General features: G+C 73.1%; 13 protein-coding genes and 2 pseudogenes. 12 read left to right on the forward strand and 3 right to left on the reverse strand.

What is annotated here, in order from left to right:
* On the reverse strand, nucleotides 1-1,511 hold a 1,511-nt coding region (locus AB0I21_RS56385), incomplete at its 3' end, for a hypothetical protein (RefSeq protein ID WP_360574152.1).
* Between the two features lie 120 nt (nucleotides 1,512-1,631).
* Here AB0I21_RS56385 and AB0I21_RS56390 point away from each other — a divergent pair.
* A complete protein-coding gene (locus AB0I21_RS56390; protein WP_360574154.1) occupies nucleotides 1,632-2,465 on the forward strand; it encodes a tetratricopeptide repeat protein in 834 nt (277 codons plus the stop codon).
* Complete coding sequence (locus AB0I21_RS56395; protein WP_360574156.1) at nucleotides 2,458-3,450, forward strand: HAD-IIA family hydrolase; 993 nt, start codon at nucleotides 2,458-2,460, stop codon at nucleotides 3,448-3,450. The genes AB0I21_RS56390 and AB0I21_RS56395 overlap by 8 nt, the downstream gene beginning before the upstream one ends.
* Nucleotides 3,451-3,498: 48 nt before the next feature.
* Here the strand turns inward: AB0I21_RS56395 and AB0I21_RS56400 are convergent, their stop codons facing one another.
* Nucleotides 3,499-3,837 carry an SCP2 sterol-binding domain-containing protein gene (locus AB0I21_RS56400; protein ID WP_360574158.1) on the reverse strand — a complete coding sequence of 113 codons (339 nt, stop codon included), beginning with the start codon at nucleotides 3,835-3,837 and terminating at the stop codon, nucleotides 3,499-3,501.
* A gap of 126 nt (nucleotides 3,838-3,963) precedes the next feature.
* On the opposite strand from AB0I21_RS56400, the gene AB0I21_RS56405 reads away from it, so the two are divergent.
* The 7 genes from AB0I21_RS56405 (at nucleotide 3,964) to AB0I21_RS56435 (ending at nucleotide 10,983) form a co-directional block, all read left to right on the forward strand.
* The gene (locus AB0I21_RS56405; protein WP_360574160.1) at nucleotides 3,964-4,671 is read left to right on the forward strand and encodes a hypothetical protein; all 708 of its coding nucleotides are present in this window, start codon (nucleotides 3,964-3,966) and stop codon (nucleotides 4,669-4,671) included.
* A gap of 41 nt (nucleotides 4,672-4,712) precedes the next feature.
* Complete coding sequence (locus AB0I21_RS56410; protein WP_344513310.1) at nucleotides 4,713-4,871, forward strand: hypothetical protein; 159 nt, start codon at nucleotides 4,713-4,715, stop codon at nucleotides 4,869-4,871.
* Nucleotides 4,871-5,683, forward strand: a complete 813-nt coding sequence (locus AB0I21_RS56415; RefSeq protein WP_344513308.1) for a TlyA family RNA methyltransferase — start codon at nucleotides 4,871-4,873, stop codon at nucleotides 5,681-5,683. The genes AB0I21_RS56410 and AB0I21_RS56415 overlap by 1 nt, the downstream gene beginning before the upstream one ends.
* Before the next feature lie 28 nt (nucleotides 5,684-5,711).
* Nucleotides 5,712-6,605 (forward strand): NAD kinase, encoded by an 894-nt coding sequence (locus AB0I21_RS56420; protein ID WP_360574163.1) that lies wholly within the window; start codon nucleotides 5,712-5,714, stop codon nucleotides 6,603-6,605.
* A 39-nt stretch (nucleotides 6,606-6,644) separates the two neighbouring features.
* Nucleotides 6,645-8,402 (forward strand): DNA repair protein RecN, encoded by a 1,758-nt coding sequence (recN, locus tag AB0I21_RS56425; protein WP_360574173.1) that lies wholly within the window; start codon nucleotides 6,645-6,647, stop codon nucleotides 8,400-8,402.
* 931 nt (nucleotides 8,403-9,333) lie between these two features.
* The gene (locus AB0I21_RS56430; protein WP_360574165.1) at nucleotides 9,334-10,116 is read left to right on the forward strand and encodes an MOSC domain-containing protein; all 783 of its coding nucleotides are present in this window, start codon (nucleotides 9,334-9,336) and stop codon (nucleotides 10,114-10,116) included.
* A 51-nt stretch (nucleotides 10,117-10,167) separates the two neighbouring features.
* Nucleotides 10,168-10,983, forward strand: coding sequence for a VTT domain-containing protein (locus AB0I21_RS56435; RefSeq protein WP_360574167.1), 816 nt, complete (start codon nucleotides 10,168-10,170; stop codon nucleotides 10,981-10,983).
* Here the strand turns inward: AB0I21_RS56435 and AB0I21_RS56440 are convergent.
* A pseudogene (locus AB0I21_RS56440) lies at nucleotides 10,888-11,136 on the reverse strand (PASTA domain-containing protein); the annotation flags it as partial. The gene AB0I21_RS56435 and the pseudogene AB0I21_RS56440 sit on opposite strands and share 96 nt — an antisense overlap.
* An 87-nt stretch (nucleotides 11,137-11,223) precedes the next feature.
* Here AB0I21_RS56440 and steA point away from each other — a divergent pair.
* From steA to AB0I21_RS56455, 3 genes and pseudogenes are all read left to right on the forward strand, one after another.
* Nucleotides 11,224-12,396 (forward strand): putative cytokinetic ring protein SteA, encoded by a 1,173-nt coding sequence (gene steA, locus AB0I21_RS56445; protein WP_360574169.1) that lies wholly within the window; start codon nucleotides 11,224-11,226, stop codon nucleotides 12,394-12,396.
* A 46-nt stretch (nucleotides 12,397-12,442) separates the two neighbouring features.
* Nucleotides 12,443-13,396 (forward strand): copper transporter, encoded by a 954-nt coding sequence (locus tag AB0I21_RS56450; RefSeq protein ID WP_360574171.1) that lies wholly within the window; start codon nucleotides 12,443-12,445, stop codon nucleotides 13,394-13,396.
* A pseudogene (locus AB0I21_RS56455) lies at nucleotides 13,386-13,679 on the forward strand (hypothetical protein); the annotation flags it as partial. The gene AB0I21_RS56450 and the pseudogene AB0I21_RS56455, both read left to right, overlap by 11 nt.

The raw sequence follows: 13,679 nt of genomic DNA on the forward strand, positions 1-13,679 counted from the left end.
GTGCCGGCGGATCCGGCGGCTTCCGGGACCGTGACGGCGGGCCGCGCGGCGACCGGCCGGGCGGGTTCCGCGACCGCGACGGCGGACCGCGCGGTGACCGTGGGGACCGGCCGGGGTTCCGCGACGGTGCGTCGCGTGGGGACAGGCCCGGTGGGTTCCGTGACCGTGACGGCGGACCGCGGGGCGACCGCGGTGACCGGCCGGGCGGCTTCCGCGACCGTGACGGTGGTCCTCGTGGCGACCGCGCCGGCGGGTCCGGCGGCTTCCGGGACCGTGACGGCGGGCCGCGCGGCGACCGGCCGGGCGGGTTCCGCGACCGCGACGGCGGGCCGCGTGGCGACCGTCCCGGCGGCTTCCGCGACCGTGACGGACAGTCGGGTGGGTTCCGTGACCGTGACGGTGGTCCTCGTGGCGATCGCGCCGGTGGCTTCCGGGACCGTGATGGTGGTCCTCGTGGCGACCGTCCCGGGTTCCGTGACGGCGACCGGCAGGGTGGCTTCCGCGACCGGGACGGTTCGCGTGACGGCGGGCCGCGTGGCGGTGGGTTCCGCGACCGCGACGGCGGGCCGCGCGGCGACCGTGGCGACCGGCCGGGCGGGTTCCGTGACCGCGAGGGTGGACCCCGCGGCGACCGGCCGCCGTTCCGGGACAACGCCGCGCGAGGGGACCGGCCGTCGTTCCGCGACGGTGGACCGCGTGACGGTGGTCCTCGTGGTGGGTTCAGGGATCGTGACGGCGACCGGCCGGCGTACCGCGACCGCGGTGACCGCCCCGGTGGGTTCCGCGACCGTGACGACCGCGGTGAGCGGCCCGGTGGCTTCCGTGACCGTGATGGTGCCCCTCGCGGTGACCGGCCGGGCGGCTTCCGGGACCGTGACGGTGCTCCCCGCGGTGACCGGCCGAGTGGGTTCCGCGACCGGGACGGTGGGCCGCGTGGCGACCGTGCCGGCGGGTTCCGGGACCGCGACGGTGGGCCGCGTGGCGGTGGGTTCCGGGACCGGGACGACCGTGGCACCGGTGGTGGCTTCCGCGACCGGGGTGACCGCCCTGCGGGTTCCGGTGGGTTCCGGGACCGTGACGGGCAGCGCCCCGGTGACTACGGCGACCGGCCCGGAAACTTCCGGGACGACCGGGGCGGCCCGCGGCGCGACCGCGGCGACCGGCCCGGGCAGCGCGACGGTGGTCCGCGTGGCGGTGGGTTCCGCGACCGGGACTCCGGCGGGCGTGGTGCCGGCTTCCAGCGGCCCGAGGGGCTGCGGCGCGACGACGCAGGCGGCTACCGGCCGCGGCAGAGCGACCCGGGTTTCGTCGCCGAGGAGGTCGAGGGCGAGGAGACCGTCAGCCGCGTCGCGGACCCGGTGCTCGCCGACGACATCGACCCGGCGGAGCTGGACCGTGAGGTGCGCAGCGAGCTGAGCTCCCTCGCCCGGCCCGTCGCGGAGGAGGTGGCCCGCCGGCTCATCGCGACGGGGCAGCTGCTCGACGACGACCCGGAGCTGGCGCTCGCCCACGCGCTCGTCGCACGGCGGAAGGCGTCGCGCATCGCCGTGGTACGTGAGGCCGCCGGTCTCGCCGCGTACCACGCCGGGGAGTGGCAGACGGCGCTCGGTGAGCTGCGGACGTACCACCGGATGACCGGCCGGCAGACCCACATCGCGGTCATCGCCGACTGCGAGCGGGCGCTGGGGCGGCCGGAGAAGGCGATCGACCTGTTCCGGACCGCGGACCGGGAGAAGCTCACCGCCGAGGAGATCGTCGAGCTGCTGATCGTCGCCGCCGGTGCGCGCGGCGACATGGGGCAGCATGACGCCGCCGTGGCGATGCTGCAGGTGCGTGAACTGACGTCGGCACCCGAGGCGGTGTGGGCGGCCCGGCTGCGGTACGCGTACGCCGACGCCCTCCTGCGTGCCGGTCGCCGGGAAGAGGCCCGCGAGTGGTTCGCGCGCGCCGCCGACCTCGACGAGGACCTCGCCACCGACGCGGCCGAGCGGCTCCTGGAGCTCGACGGCATCGTCCTGGACGGCGACGAGGACGACGACGAGGACGACGAGCGCGCCCTCGCCGACGACAGCGACGAGGACGAGGACGACGCGGACGACCGCGACGAGGACGACGACCGCGACGACGAAGACGACCGCGACGAAGACGACTACGACGACGACGACTACGACGACGAGGACGACGAGGACGACGAAGACGCCGACCGCGACGACGAAGACGACTACGACGATGACGACGAAGTAGACGACGACGAGGACGACGACCGCGACGGCGACTACGAAGACGAGGATGACGTAGACGCCGAGGACCAGGACCCGGACGACATGGACGACGACGTCGACGGGGAGCCGGACGACGAGGACGACCGCGACACCGACGGACCCACGGTCGACGACCGCGGGACCGAGACGGGCGCCGGCCGTACCGACGCCGACAACGACGACAGCGGGACGACTCGTGGCTGAGCAGGCGAGCGAAGACCTCGTCAGCCACTACGACCTGGTCATCTTCGACCTCGACGGGGTCCTGTACCTCGTCGACCAGGTCATCCCGGGCGCCGTAGAGGCGTGTGCGAGGCTGCGCGAGCGGGGGATCCCCAGCGCGTACGCCACGAACAACGCCTCGCGGCTGCCCGGCGACGTCGCGGCGTTGCTGACGCGCATCGGCATCCCCGCCGACGTGCGGGAGGTCGTCACGTCCGCGCACGCGACGGCGCTGCTGCTCGCCGAGCGGTTCGCGGCCGGGACACCGGTGCTGATCCTCGGGGCGCCGGCGCTGCAGGAGGAGGTCAGGGCCGTCGGGCTCCGGCCGGTCACCGACCCTTACGAGGCCGAGGTGGTCGTGCAGGGGTACGGGCCGGACGTCGCCATGCGGGACCTCGCCGACGCGTCGGTCGCCATCCGGGCCGGCGCGACGTGGATCGCGACGAACGCCGACAAGACGCTGCCGTCGCCGCGCGGGCCGCTGCCCGGGAACGGCTCGCTGGTCGTGGCGCTCGCCACGGCCCTCGGGCGGCAGCCGGACACGATCGTCGGCAAGCCCGACCCGACGCTGTTCCTGGAGGCGGCGCGGGAGCGGGCGGCGGCACACCCGATCGTCGTCGGCGACCGGCTCGACACCGACATCGAGGGCGCGTACCGGGCGGGCATGGACAGCCTGCTCGTCCTCACCGGGGTCAGCGACGCCGCCGAGCTGCTCGCGGCGCCGGTCGAGCGGCGGCCCACGTTCGTCGCGGAGGACCTGGCGGGGCTGTTCGAGACGCCGCCGGATGCCGGGACGAACCAGTGGCGCGTCGACGACCTCGGCGACCGCTGGGTGCTGGCCGGCGACGGGCGGCGGGTGGACGCGCTGATGGCGCTGTGCGCGGTCGCGTGGGCGGCCGGTGAGGTCCGGCCCATCACGGCGAAGGGTGAGGCCGCCTCGGCGGCGCTGGAGTGGATGAGGCTCTGACCGCGAGCGGACGAGGCTCTGGCGGGTGGACGACGCTCCGGCCGCGCGCTAGAGCAGCTTGCGCAGCTTCAGCAGGTCGAACACGCCCGCGTCGATCTTGATGCGGCCGCTGGTCCAGGCCTGCATGACGTTGAGCTCACCGTTGACGAGGGCGACCAGGTCGTCGCTCGTCGCGGTGAGCTTGATCTTCGCTCGGGGGTCGTCGCCGTCGGTCAGGCCGGTGATCTGCCCGTCCTTCAGCTGTCCGTGAAACGCCACGTTCAGGTCCGTGACCCGGCAGGCGAGGGAGCGGTCGAAGTCCAGCTTCTCGCGGGCCTCGGCGGCGTTCTCGGCGAGCTTCGCCCCGAGCTTCTGCAACGCGGCGCGGCATTCCTCGACCGTGGCCATGTTTCCCCCCGTTTCCGTGCATCTAAATGTCCAATGCGGACACTTGGATTGTGACCGTACCGTACGGCGTCACGGACCGCCCGGTAGCGTGAACAGCGGTACACCACTTGGAGGAGAGGCGCAACCATGGCTCAGGAAGCCTGGCGGGCATATCTGGAACTGGCCTACGGCATGACCGAGGCGACGACCAAGAAGGCGACCAAGACGGTCCGCAGGCTGGTCGGCAGGAGCGGCGCGACCGCGGAGCAGCTGCAGGTGATGGCGGAGGACCTGCTGAAGGCCGGCACGGCCAACCGTGAGGCGATGACCAAGCTCGTCCGGTACGAGCTGGACCGCGCCCTGGGCGCCGTCGGCCTCGCCACCGCGGAGGAGGTCTCGGCGCTGACGAACCGCGTGCACGAGCTGGAGGCGAAGCTGAAGGCGGCCGCCGTGAAGCCGGCGCCCGCGGCGCCCGCCACGTCCGCCGCGCCGGCCACCACCTCGCCGATCGAGCTGTCGCCGGTCGAGCCGGAGCCGGCGCTGCCGGTGGGTGCCGAGGCCGTCGAGCCGGAGGCCGCCGCACCGGCGGCGAAGAAGACGGTCGCGAAGCGGGTCGTCGCCAAGAAGACGGCCGCCGCCCCGGCGAAGACCGCACCGGCGAAGACCGCCCCGGCGCGCAGGACGGCGGCCACGAAGGCCGCTCCCGCGCAGGCTGAGGCGCCGGCGGCGCCCGTCAAGAAGTCGGCCCCGGCGAAGAAGGCGGCGGCGAAGGCCGCGGTCGAGAAGATCGCCGAGGCGTCGGATGTGGCGCCTGTGAAGAAGACCTCTCCCCGGAAGCGGGCGTCGTCCTCGTGAGCATCACTCCTGGTCCAGCCCCCGTTCCCGGTCCGGGCCCGATGCCGGGTCCGCCCGGTGCCGCGGCGCTCGGGCGGGTCGAGGCGGCGGTCGAGGCACTCAACGGGGTAGCGTCGCTGCCGTTGCAGCGTCAGGTCGCGGTGTACGCCGACGCCCACCGCACGCTGCAGGAGACGTTGGGCACGATCGAGGAACGGTGATGGCGCGGCGGACACGACTCGATGCCGAGCTGGTGCGCCGCGGCCTGGCCCGGTCGAGGGAGCAGGCGGCCGCGTTGATCGCCGAGGGGCGCGTCGAGGTGCGCGGCGTCGTGGCCGGCAAGGCGGCCGCCCAGGTCGACCCGGCCGACCCCGTCAACGTCCTCGCCTCGCCCGTCGGCGACGAGTACGTGTCGCGGGGCGGCCACAAGCTGGCCGGGGCGCTCACGGCGTTCGAGGCACTCCCGGTACAAGGGCGGCGGTGTCTTGACGCCGGAGCGTCCACCGGTGGCTTCACCGACGTGCTGCTGCGCCGGGGCGCGGCCTCCGTCGCGGCCGTGGACGTCGGATACGGCCAGATCGCCTGGTCCCTGCGCACCGACGAGCGGGTGACGGTGATCGAACGCACGAACGTGCGCACCCTCACACCGGACGTCATCGGCGGGCCCGTCGACCTGACCGTGGCGGACCTTTCGTTCATCTCGCTACGGCTCGTCCTCGCCGCCCTCGCCGCCTGCACGTCGGCCGACGGGGATCTGGTACCGATGGTGAAACCGCAGTTCGAGGTCGGTAAGGAACGGGTCGGGGAGGGCGGCGTCGTGCGGGACCCGGCGCTGCGCGCGGAGGCGGTGCTGGACGTGGCCGCCGTCGCCGCGGAGCTCGGCCTCGGCGTCGCGGGGGTGACGGTCAGCCCGCTGCCCGGGCCGTCCGGCAACGTCGAGTTCTTCCTCTGGCTGCGCCGCGACGCTCCCGCTGTGTCCCGTGCCGCGGTGTACGAGGCGGCCTCCGCCTCCCTGGAAGGGTTGGTTCCGTGAGCGGTCCGGAGCGCGGCGGAGGGCGGGCATGAGCGCCAGGGAGGCGCTGCTCGTCACCCACACGGGGAAGCGCAGCAACAACGAGCACGCCCGGACGGTGGCCGCGGACCTGCTCGACAACGGGTTCACGGTCCGCGTCCTCGCCGAGGAGGCCGGCGAGCTCGACATCCCGCGCGCCGTCCCGGTCAGCGGCGAGGCGGCCGCGCAGGGCGTGGAGATCGTGTTCGCGCTCGGCGGCGACGGCACCCTGCTCCGCGCCGCCGAGCTGGCCCGGCCGGCGAAGGCGCCCCTGCTCGGCATCAACCTGGGCAAGGTCGGGTTCCTCGCCGAGGCCGAGATCGGTGACGTCGACAAGGCCGTCCGGGAGGTCGTCGAGCGGACGTACACCGTCGACGAACGCCTCACGATCGACGTCTTCGCCGAGCACGACGGGCGGCCGGTCGGCTCCTCGTGGGCGCTCAACGAGGTGACGGTGGAGAAGGGCGCCCGCGAGAAGATGCTGGAGCTGCTCGTCGAGGTCGACGGCCGGCCCCTGTCCCGCTACGGCTGCGACGGCGTGGTGTGCGCCACGCCGACGGGCTCGACGGCGTACGCGTTCTCCGCCGGCGGCCCGGTCGTGTGGCCGGAGCTGGAGGCGCTGCTGCTGGTGCCGATCAGCGCGCACGCCCTCTTCAGCCGGCCGCTCGTCATCGCGCCGACCTCGACGATCACGGTGAACGTCGAACCGTTCACCAGCTTCGCGCTGCTGTCCTGCGACGGCCGGCGGGTCATGGACCTCGCGCCGGGATCGACGGTCACCGTGCGGCGCGGCGCGCTCCCCGTCCGGGTGGTCCGGCTGCGTGAGCGACCGTTCACCGACCGCCTCGTGGCGAAGTTCGCCCTGCCGGTCGACGGTTGGAGACACAACAAACGGCACGGCTGAGTGGAGAAGTGTCGTACCCCGCGGCTAGTGTCTCTGCTTGTGCTGGAGGAACTCCGCATTACCGGACTCGGCGTTATCGAAGACGCCACACTGCCCCTTGGCCCGGGCCTGACCGTCATCACCGGCGAGACAGGCGCGGGAAAGACCATGGTCGTGACCAGCCTCGGCCTGCTGTTCGGCGGACGCGCCGACGCGGGCCGGGTCCGCGCCGACCCTGGCCGTGCCACGGTCGACGGCCGGCTCACGCTGCCCGCGCACCTGCGCGCGGCGGTCGAGAGCCGCATCGTCGACGCCGGCGCCGAGGTCGACGACGACGGCACCCTGCTGATGAGCCGCACCCTGACGGCCGAGGGCCGCTCCCGTGCGCACGTCGGCGGGCGCACCGTGCCCGTCGCGGTCCTCGGCGAGGTCGGCGAGCGTGTGTTCGCCCTGCACGGCCAGTCCGACCAGCTGCGCCTGCTGCGACCGTCCGAGCAGCGCGCCGCCCTGGACCGCTACGCGGGGCCCGAGCACGAGAAGCTGCTGGGGCGCTTCGCAGAGCTGTACACGCGCTGGCGCGCGGTCGAGGACGACCTCGCCGACCGCCGGGCCAACGCCAGGCAGCGCAGCCAGGAAGCGGACCTGCTCCGGCTCGGCCTCGACGAGATCAGCCGCGTCGACCCGCAGCCCGGCGAGGACGAGCTGCTGCGCGAAGAGGCCCAGCGGCTCGAGCACGTCGAGGGCCTGCGCAGCGCCGCCCAGCTCGCCCACGTCTCCCTGACCGGCACCGGCGACGGTGACGACGTCGTCGACGTGCTGAGCCTGCTGTCCACGGCCCGGCGCACCCTCGAGGCGCAGACCGGCGTCGACCGGGTCCTCGGCGAGCTCGCCGCCCGCCTCGACGAGGTCGCCACCCTCGCGGGTGACGTGACGACGGAGCTCGGCAGCTATCTCGCCTCCCTGGACGCCGACCCCGGACGCCTCCAGGAGGTCTATGAGCGCCGCGCCGCGCTGCGCGCCCTCACCCGCAAATACGCGGAGGACGTCGACGGCGTCGTCGCCTGGGCCGACCGCGCCCGCGCCAAGCTCGGCGAGCTCGACACGTCCGACGAGCTGCTCGAGGAGCTCGACCGGGAGCGCCGCCGGCTGCACGGTGAGGTCGCCGACCTCGCCGCGACCCTGTCCGCGGCCCGCCAGGAGGCGGCCGGCAGGTTCGCCGCCGACGTCACCGTCGAGCTGGCCGGCCTCGCCATGCCGCACGCCCGCATCCACGTCGTCGTGGCCCCCAAGCCCGCCGGCGGCGGGGCGACCGTCCCCACCGCCGACGGCACCGAGGCCGGCGTCGGCCCCGACGGCGCCGACGACATCGAGCTGCGTCTCCTGCCGCACCCCGGCGCCCCCGCCCAGCCGCTGCAGAAGGGCGCCTCCGGCGGCGAGCTCTCCCGCGTCATGCTGGCCATCGAGGTCGTCTTCGCCGGCGTCGGCGGCCCGCCCACCCTGGTCTTCGACGAGGTCGACGCGGGCGTCGGCGGCACCGCGGCGGTCGAGATCGGCAAGCGCCTCGCCCGCCTCGCCCGCGACCACCAGGTCCTCGTCGTGACCCACCTGCCGCAGGTGGCCGCGTTCGCCGACCGGCACCTCGTCGTCGCAAAGGACACCGGCGGCGCCGTCACCACCAGCGGCGTCCGCGTCGTCGAGCACACCGACCGGGCTCGGGAGCTCGCCCGCATGCTGGCCGGCCTGCCCGACTCCGACCTGGGCATCGCGCACGCGGAGGAGCTCCTGTCGGTCGCCGACCGCGAGAAGTCCAACCCCTGACCGCACCTCGACCCTGCCGTCACCGCCCGCCGGCCACCCCCGCCCCCGGGCGGTGACGCTGCTCCACCGCTCGACCTCCGGCCCCGCCTCCGATCCGGAGGCCCGGTCGCGGCTCAGCGCCCGGCCGCCTCCCGTGATCCGCCTCCCGTGATCCGGAAGAGTTGTGGTTGCTCTGGCGACGTTTTCTTTACCGGATCATGTGGCTGGTTCGGGGTGCTGGCCGGTCTGGGGCTGCGGTCGTTGGGGTGCGTGTGCTGCGGCGTGTTGCTCGCTGTCCGGCCGGTCGCGGTTTGGTGGTCGGGTTGGTTTCCGTGATCCGGAAGAGTTGTGGTTGCTCTGGCGACAATTTCTCTTCCGGATCATGTGGTTCGTGTCGGTGTCTGCCGGGCTGGGGAGTGCCTCTGACGTCGTTGTCTGTGGGTGGTGAGGCTGTCCCTGGCTGTGGTTCAGAGGTCGGGCTGGTTTCCGTGATCCGGAAGACTTGTGGTTGCTCTGGCGACGTTTTCTTTACCGGATCATGTGGTTGGTTTGGGTGCTGGCCGGTCCGGGGCTGCGGTCGTTGGGGTGTGTGTGCTGCGGCGTGTTGCTCGCTGTCCGGCCGGTCGCGGTTGGTGGTCGGGCCGGTTTCTGTGATCCGGAAGAGTTGTGGTTGCTCTGGCGACAAATTCTTTACCGGATCATGAGGGTTGGCCTGGCGATCGTTGGTTTGGTGGCGGGGTGGCTCGTGATCCTGTGTGGTTCGGTGGTCAGGGGAGCCTGTTGTGGGCGGGCGGCTGCGGATAGGCATTGCGCGATGCACCTGCAAAACAGAGATCATTTTGGGGTGGATCGCGCAAGGTCGATGGCGCGAAAGGTGCATAGTGGGGCATTGATCAATGTCTGTGCTTGGCGGGCCGGGAGTCGTCTGGGCTGGCGGGGAGGGTGGGGTCGGATGGGTGGGGTTCGGGTGGTGGAGGTTTGGCGGTACGCGATGAAGTCGGCGGGAGGGGAGCGGGTCGGCGCGGTTGAGGTCGGGGCTCACGGGGTGGACGGGGATCGGCGGTGGGCTTGCGTTGACCAGGACGGGGTGGTGGTCAGTGCGAAGCAGCCCCGGCTCTGGGGGCGGCTGCTGCAGGTCCGGGCCGCGGGGGGCCGGGTGTATCTGCCCGGCGGGGAGTCGGTGGTGCTGAACGAGACGGCCGGTGGGCTGCTGTCGGCGTGGCTGGGGCGGGCGGTGACGGTGACCGATGTGGTGCCCGAGGGGGCGGTGCTTCGGCGGTACTGGCCGCAGGAGCGGGACATGATCCCGTCCTGGGCGGCGGCCGGCGGGGCTACGGGCGGCACCGAGGTGCTCAGCGGGATCGGCAGCGGGAGGTTTCACGACTTCGGGGCGGTGCACGCCGTGACGACGGGGGCGCTGCGCCGGCTCGCGGAGGTGCACGGTTCGGTGGTCGACCACCGGCGGTTCCGGCCGAACCTGGTGCTGGACCTGCCGGAGGACCCCGCGCCAGGAGAAGCGGTGACGATCGGGGGTGTGCGGCTGCGGGTACAGCTGCCGACGCCGCGATGCGTGGTGCCCGCGATCGATCCGGAGGCGCCGGGGAGCCTGGACCGCGGGGTGTTGCGGACCCTGGCGGGGCACTACCGGACGGCGGTCGGGCAGCTCGGCACGGCGGCGTGTTTCGGCTGGTACGCGACGGTGGAGCAGACGGGACGTATCGAAACCGACGGGTGATGGTCGTCCGCACGACGGTCGATGTTCGGCGGGTCAGGGGACAGTCGGGCGATGCGGGACCTCGTTGAGTCGTTCGCGGCGACGCCGTGGGTGGTGCTGGTCGTGTTCGTGGTGGCCGCGCTGGACGCCGTGGTGCCGTTGTCGCCGAGCGAGTCGACGCTGATCGCGGTCGCGGTGCTGTCCGCGCAGACGGGGCGGCCGGCGATCTGGCTGGTCGTCGTCGCGGCGGCGGCCGGCGCGTTCGCGGGGGACGTGGTGTCGTTCCGGATCGGGGTCAGGGCGGGGGCGGGGGTGCTGCGGCGGCTGCGGACGAAGCGCCGTGGGCTGCAGGTGTACGGATGGGCGCACCGCACCCTGACCGAGCGGGGCGGCCAGGTGCTCGTGTTCGCCAGATATCTGCCGGGTGGCCGGTCCGCGTCGGCCCTCGCCGCCGGGGTGGTCGGCTACCCGGCGGGGCGGTTCCAGGCGTGGACGGCCGTCGGGGTGAGCGTGTGGGCCGCGATGGCCGGCTCCATCGGGTACCTGTCCGGGCGGTTCCTCGACGGGCGGCCCTGGCAGGCGCTGCTGCTCGCCTACGCCGGTGCCGCCGCGCTCCTGCTGGTCGCCGAGGCGCTCCGGCGGGCCACCCCACCGGCCGCGACCGGCCGGGGCGCCGATGAGCGGGACGCCGGGCAGCGACACGGGGACGCGGGCGACGAGGGCCTAGGGGAGGCCGACGAGCAGGTTGACCCGGGTGCCGCGCGGGGCGACGGTGAGCGGCAGGGTCGACTGCTCCAGGACGATCATGGTGCCGCTGGGGCCGACCTCGCGGATCACACCCAGCTCGAGGCCGGCGGCCCGCAGCTCGGTGGCGGCCTCGGTGGGTGACTTTCCGGTGAGGTTGGGGACCAGGGTGAGGCTGATCGACGAGAGGTTCACTGCGGCTCCTTCCGATGCTTCACGGACTAGAGGAGCCCAGAGGGGTCGTGAATACGCGGAAAATGTGTCGCCTGGCTGACAGTCGGGAAGAGTGATGGGCATCACCCCGCGCGCGAAAGGCCTCCTTCCACCTGGTAGTGGACATGTCGCGCGCGGCTTTTGTCAGAGGTCCATGCCAGGATGGTTGAGATGCGACTTCCAACCTTGCGCCGCACCCGGCCCGCCGAGCCGGGTGTCATCGGTGGCGTCGTGCGGCTGGATCGGCGGACCAAACGCTTGGTGGGCCGGCTGCGCCCCGGTGAGATCGCGGTCATCGACCACGTCGACCTCGACCGTGTCGCCGCCGACTCGCTCGTCGCGGCAGGGGTCGCGGCGGTGCTCAACGCGAAGCCGTCGGTGTCGGGCCGCTATCCCAACCTGGGCCCGGAGGGGCTGATCAAGGCCGGGATCCCGCTCGTCGACGACCTCGGCGAGGAGCTGTTCGAGCGGCTGCGGGAGGGCGAGACCGTCCGCATCGACGGCGACACCGTGTATGTCGGTGAGGACGCGGTCGCGAAGGGGCAGCGGCAGGACGCGGAGACGGTCGCGCTGTCGATGGCCGACGCCCGCGAGGGCCTGTCGGTGCAGCTGGAGGCGTTCGCCGCCAACACGATGGAGTATCTGAAGCAGGAGCGCGCGCTGCTGCTCGACGGCGTCGGCGTGCCCGAGATCCAGACGGAGATCGCCGGGCGGCACTGCCTGATCGTGGTCCGCGGCTATGACTACAAGGCCGACATCGACGTGCTGCGGCCGTACATCCGCGAATACAAGCCCGTGCTGATCGGGGTCGACGGCGGCGCCGACGCGCTCGTCGAGGCCGGCTACACGCCGGACATGATCATCGGGGACATGGACTCGGTCTCCGACGACGTGCTGCGCTGCGGCGCCGAGGTGGTCGTGCACGCCTACCCCGACGGGCGGGCGCCCGGGCTGGCGCGCGTGCAGCGGCTGGGTGTGGAGGCGATCACGTTCCCGGCGGCGGCGACGAGCGAGGACATCGCCATGCTGCTCGCCGACGAGAAGGGCGCCTCGCTGCTCGTGGCGGTCGGCACCCACAACACCCTGATCGAGTTCCTCGACAAGGGTCGCGGCGGCATGGCCTCCACCTTCCTCACCCGGCTGAAGCTCGGTGGCAAACTGGTCGACGCCAAGGGCGTCAGCAGGCTCTACCGGCAGAGCCTGTCGGGCTCGTCGCTGGTCCTGCTGCTGGCCTCGGCGATCGCCGCGATGGCGGCGGCGCTCGCGGTCACCACGATCGGCCGGGCGTATCTGAGCGTCATCGCCGAGTGGTGGGACAACCTGATCTTCACGCTGTTCTCCTAGCGCCGCTCGACCGGGCGCTGCTTCTTTCTGGACGGGACCGTTTCCTGTGATCAACTTCCGGTACCACGTGGTGTCGCTGGCCGCCGTGTTCCTGGCGCTCGCCATCGGCCTCGTCGTCGGGACCGCGGCGGCGAACGGGCCGCTCGCCGACCAGCTCAACGATCAGGTGAACAAGATCACCGACGAGAAGCAGCAGCTGCGCGACGACCTGGACCAGTCTCGGGCTGAGCTGAAGAAGAACGCGGACTTCGCGACCGAGGTCGCCCCGATGCTGCTCAACGGCAAGCTGGCCGGGCGCAACGTGCTGCTGGTCAAGATCGAGGGCAGCGACAAGGACGTCGACACCGCCGCCGACGGGATCGGCAACATGCTGCACACCGCCGGCGCCAAGGTCACCGGCACCGTCACGATCAAGGAGAAGTTCACCGCCGCGTCCAGCGACTACAACCTGCTCGACCTCGCCGAGACCTCGGCGCCGCCGGCGATCAGCGGTGCGCTGCCCAACAACGGCAAGGGTCAGGAGACGTCGGCCGCGCTGCTCGCCGCGGTCCTCGTCGCCGACAAGCCCGGCGCGCCGCAGATCGACGGCACCCGGAGGGTCCTGTCGGCGTACGAGGCGGGCGGCTGGATCAGTCTCGACGGCGACCTGAAGACCTCGGCGGACGCGGTCATCGTCATCTCCGGCGCGCCCGCCAGCGGCAAGGACGCGAAGGAGCGCAACGCGGTCGCGCTCACCGTCGTGAGCCGCTTCGCCCTCGCGCTGTCCAACGACATGGTGGTCGCCGGCCTGTCCGCCAACGGCCTGGTGTCCGCGGTCCGCGACGACGCGTCGATCGCCAAGAGCGTGTCGACGGTCGACAACGCCGTCACCGCCTACGGCCAGGTCGCCGCGGTGCTCGCCCTCGTCGAGCGGATCGGCGGCAAGACCGGCCACTACGGCATCGGCAGCGGCGCCAACAGCCTGCTGCCCAAGACCGCGGGTGTGGTCAGTGGTTCGTAAGCTGCTCGCCGCCGCCGCGGGGGCGGCCGCCGCCAGGGCTGCGCTCCGTGAGCTGCGCGGCCTTCCGGCCCTCGACCGCACCAACTTCCGCGGCCGCACCGTCTCCCTCGCCGGTGGCCCGGCCCTCGCCCTCGGCGCCGCCGCGGGCGCGGTCCTCGGCGCCGCCGGCCGCAGCACCCCCGGACGCGGCGCCGGAGACGGCACCAGACGCGCGACCGGCCGCGGCGCCACCGGAAGCGCCGCTGGGCGCGGCGCCGGTGGGCACGTGACCGGCCGCGGTGCC

Source organism: Dactylosporangium sp. NPDC050588, assembly GCF_040654975.1.
Lineage (GTDB): Bacteria > Actinomycetota > Actinomycetes > Mycobacteriales > Micromonosporaceae > Dactylosporangium > Dactylosporangium maewongense.

Excerpts from the sequence above, each read along its gene's own strand:
- AB0I21_RS56390 (WP_360574154.1), top strand. The coding sequence starts at position 1,632 with ATGACCGGCCGGCAGACCCACATCGCGGTCATCGCCGACTGCGAGCGG.
- AB0I21_RS56410 (WP_344513310.1), top strand. The coding sequence starts at position 4,713 with ATGCCGGGTCCGCCCGGTGCCGCGGCGCTCGGGCGGGTCGAGGCGGCG.
- AB0I21_RS56415 (WP_344513308.1), top strand. The coding sequence starts at position 4,871 with ATGGCGCGGCGGACACGACTCGATGCCGAGCTGGTGCGCCGCGGCCTG.
- AB0I21_RS56435 (WP_360574167.1), top strand. The coding sequence starts at position 10,168 with ATGCGGGACCTCGTTGAGTCGTTCGCGGCGACGCCGTGGGTGGTGCTG.
- steA (WP_360574169.1), top strand. The coding sequence starts at position 11,224 with ATGCGACTTCCAACCTTGCGCCGCACCCGGCCCGCCGAGCCGGGTGTC.
- AB0I21_RS56405 (WP_360574160.1), top strand. The coding sequence starts at position 3,964 with ATGGCTCAGGAAGCCTGGCGGGCATATCTGGAACTGGCCTACGGCATG.
- AB0I21_RS56430 (WP_360574165.1), top strand. The coding sequence starts at position 9,334 with ATGGGTGGGGTTCGGGTGGTGGAGGTTTGGCGGTACGCGATGAAGTCG.
- AB0I21_RS56400 (WP_360574158.1), bottom strand. The coding sequence starts at position 3,837 with ATGGCCACGGTCGAGGAATGCCGCGCCGCGTTGCAGAAGCTCGGGGCG.
- AB0I21_RS56420 (WP_360574163.1), top strand. The coding sequence starts at position 5,712 with ATGAGCGCCAGGGAGGCGCTGCTCGTCACCCACACGGGGAAGCGCAGC.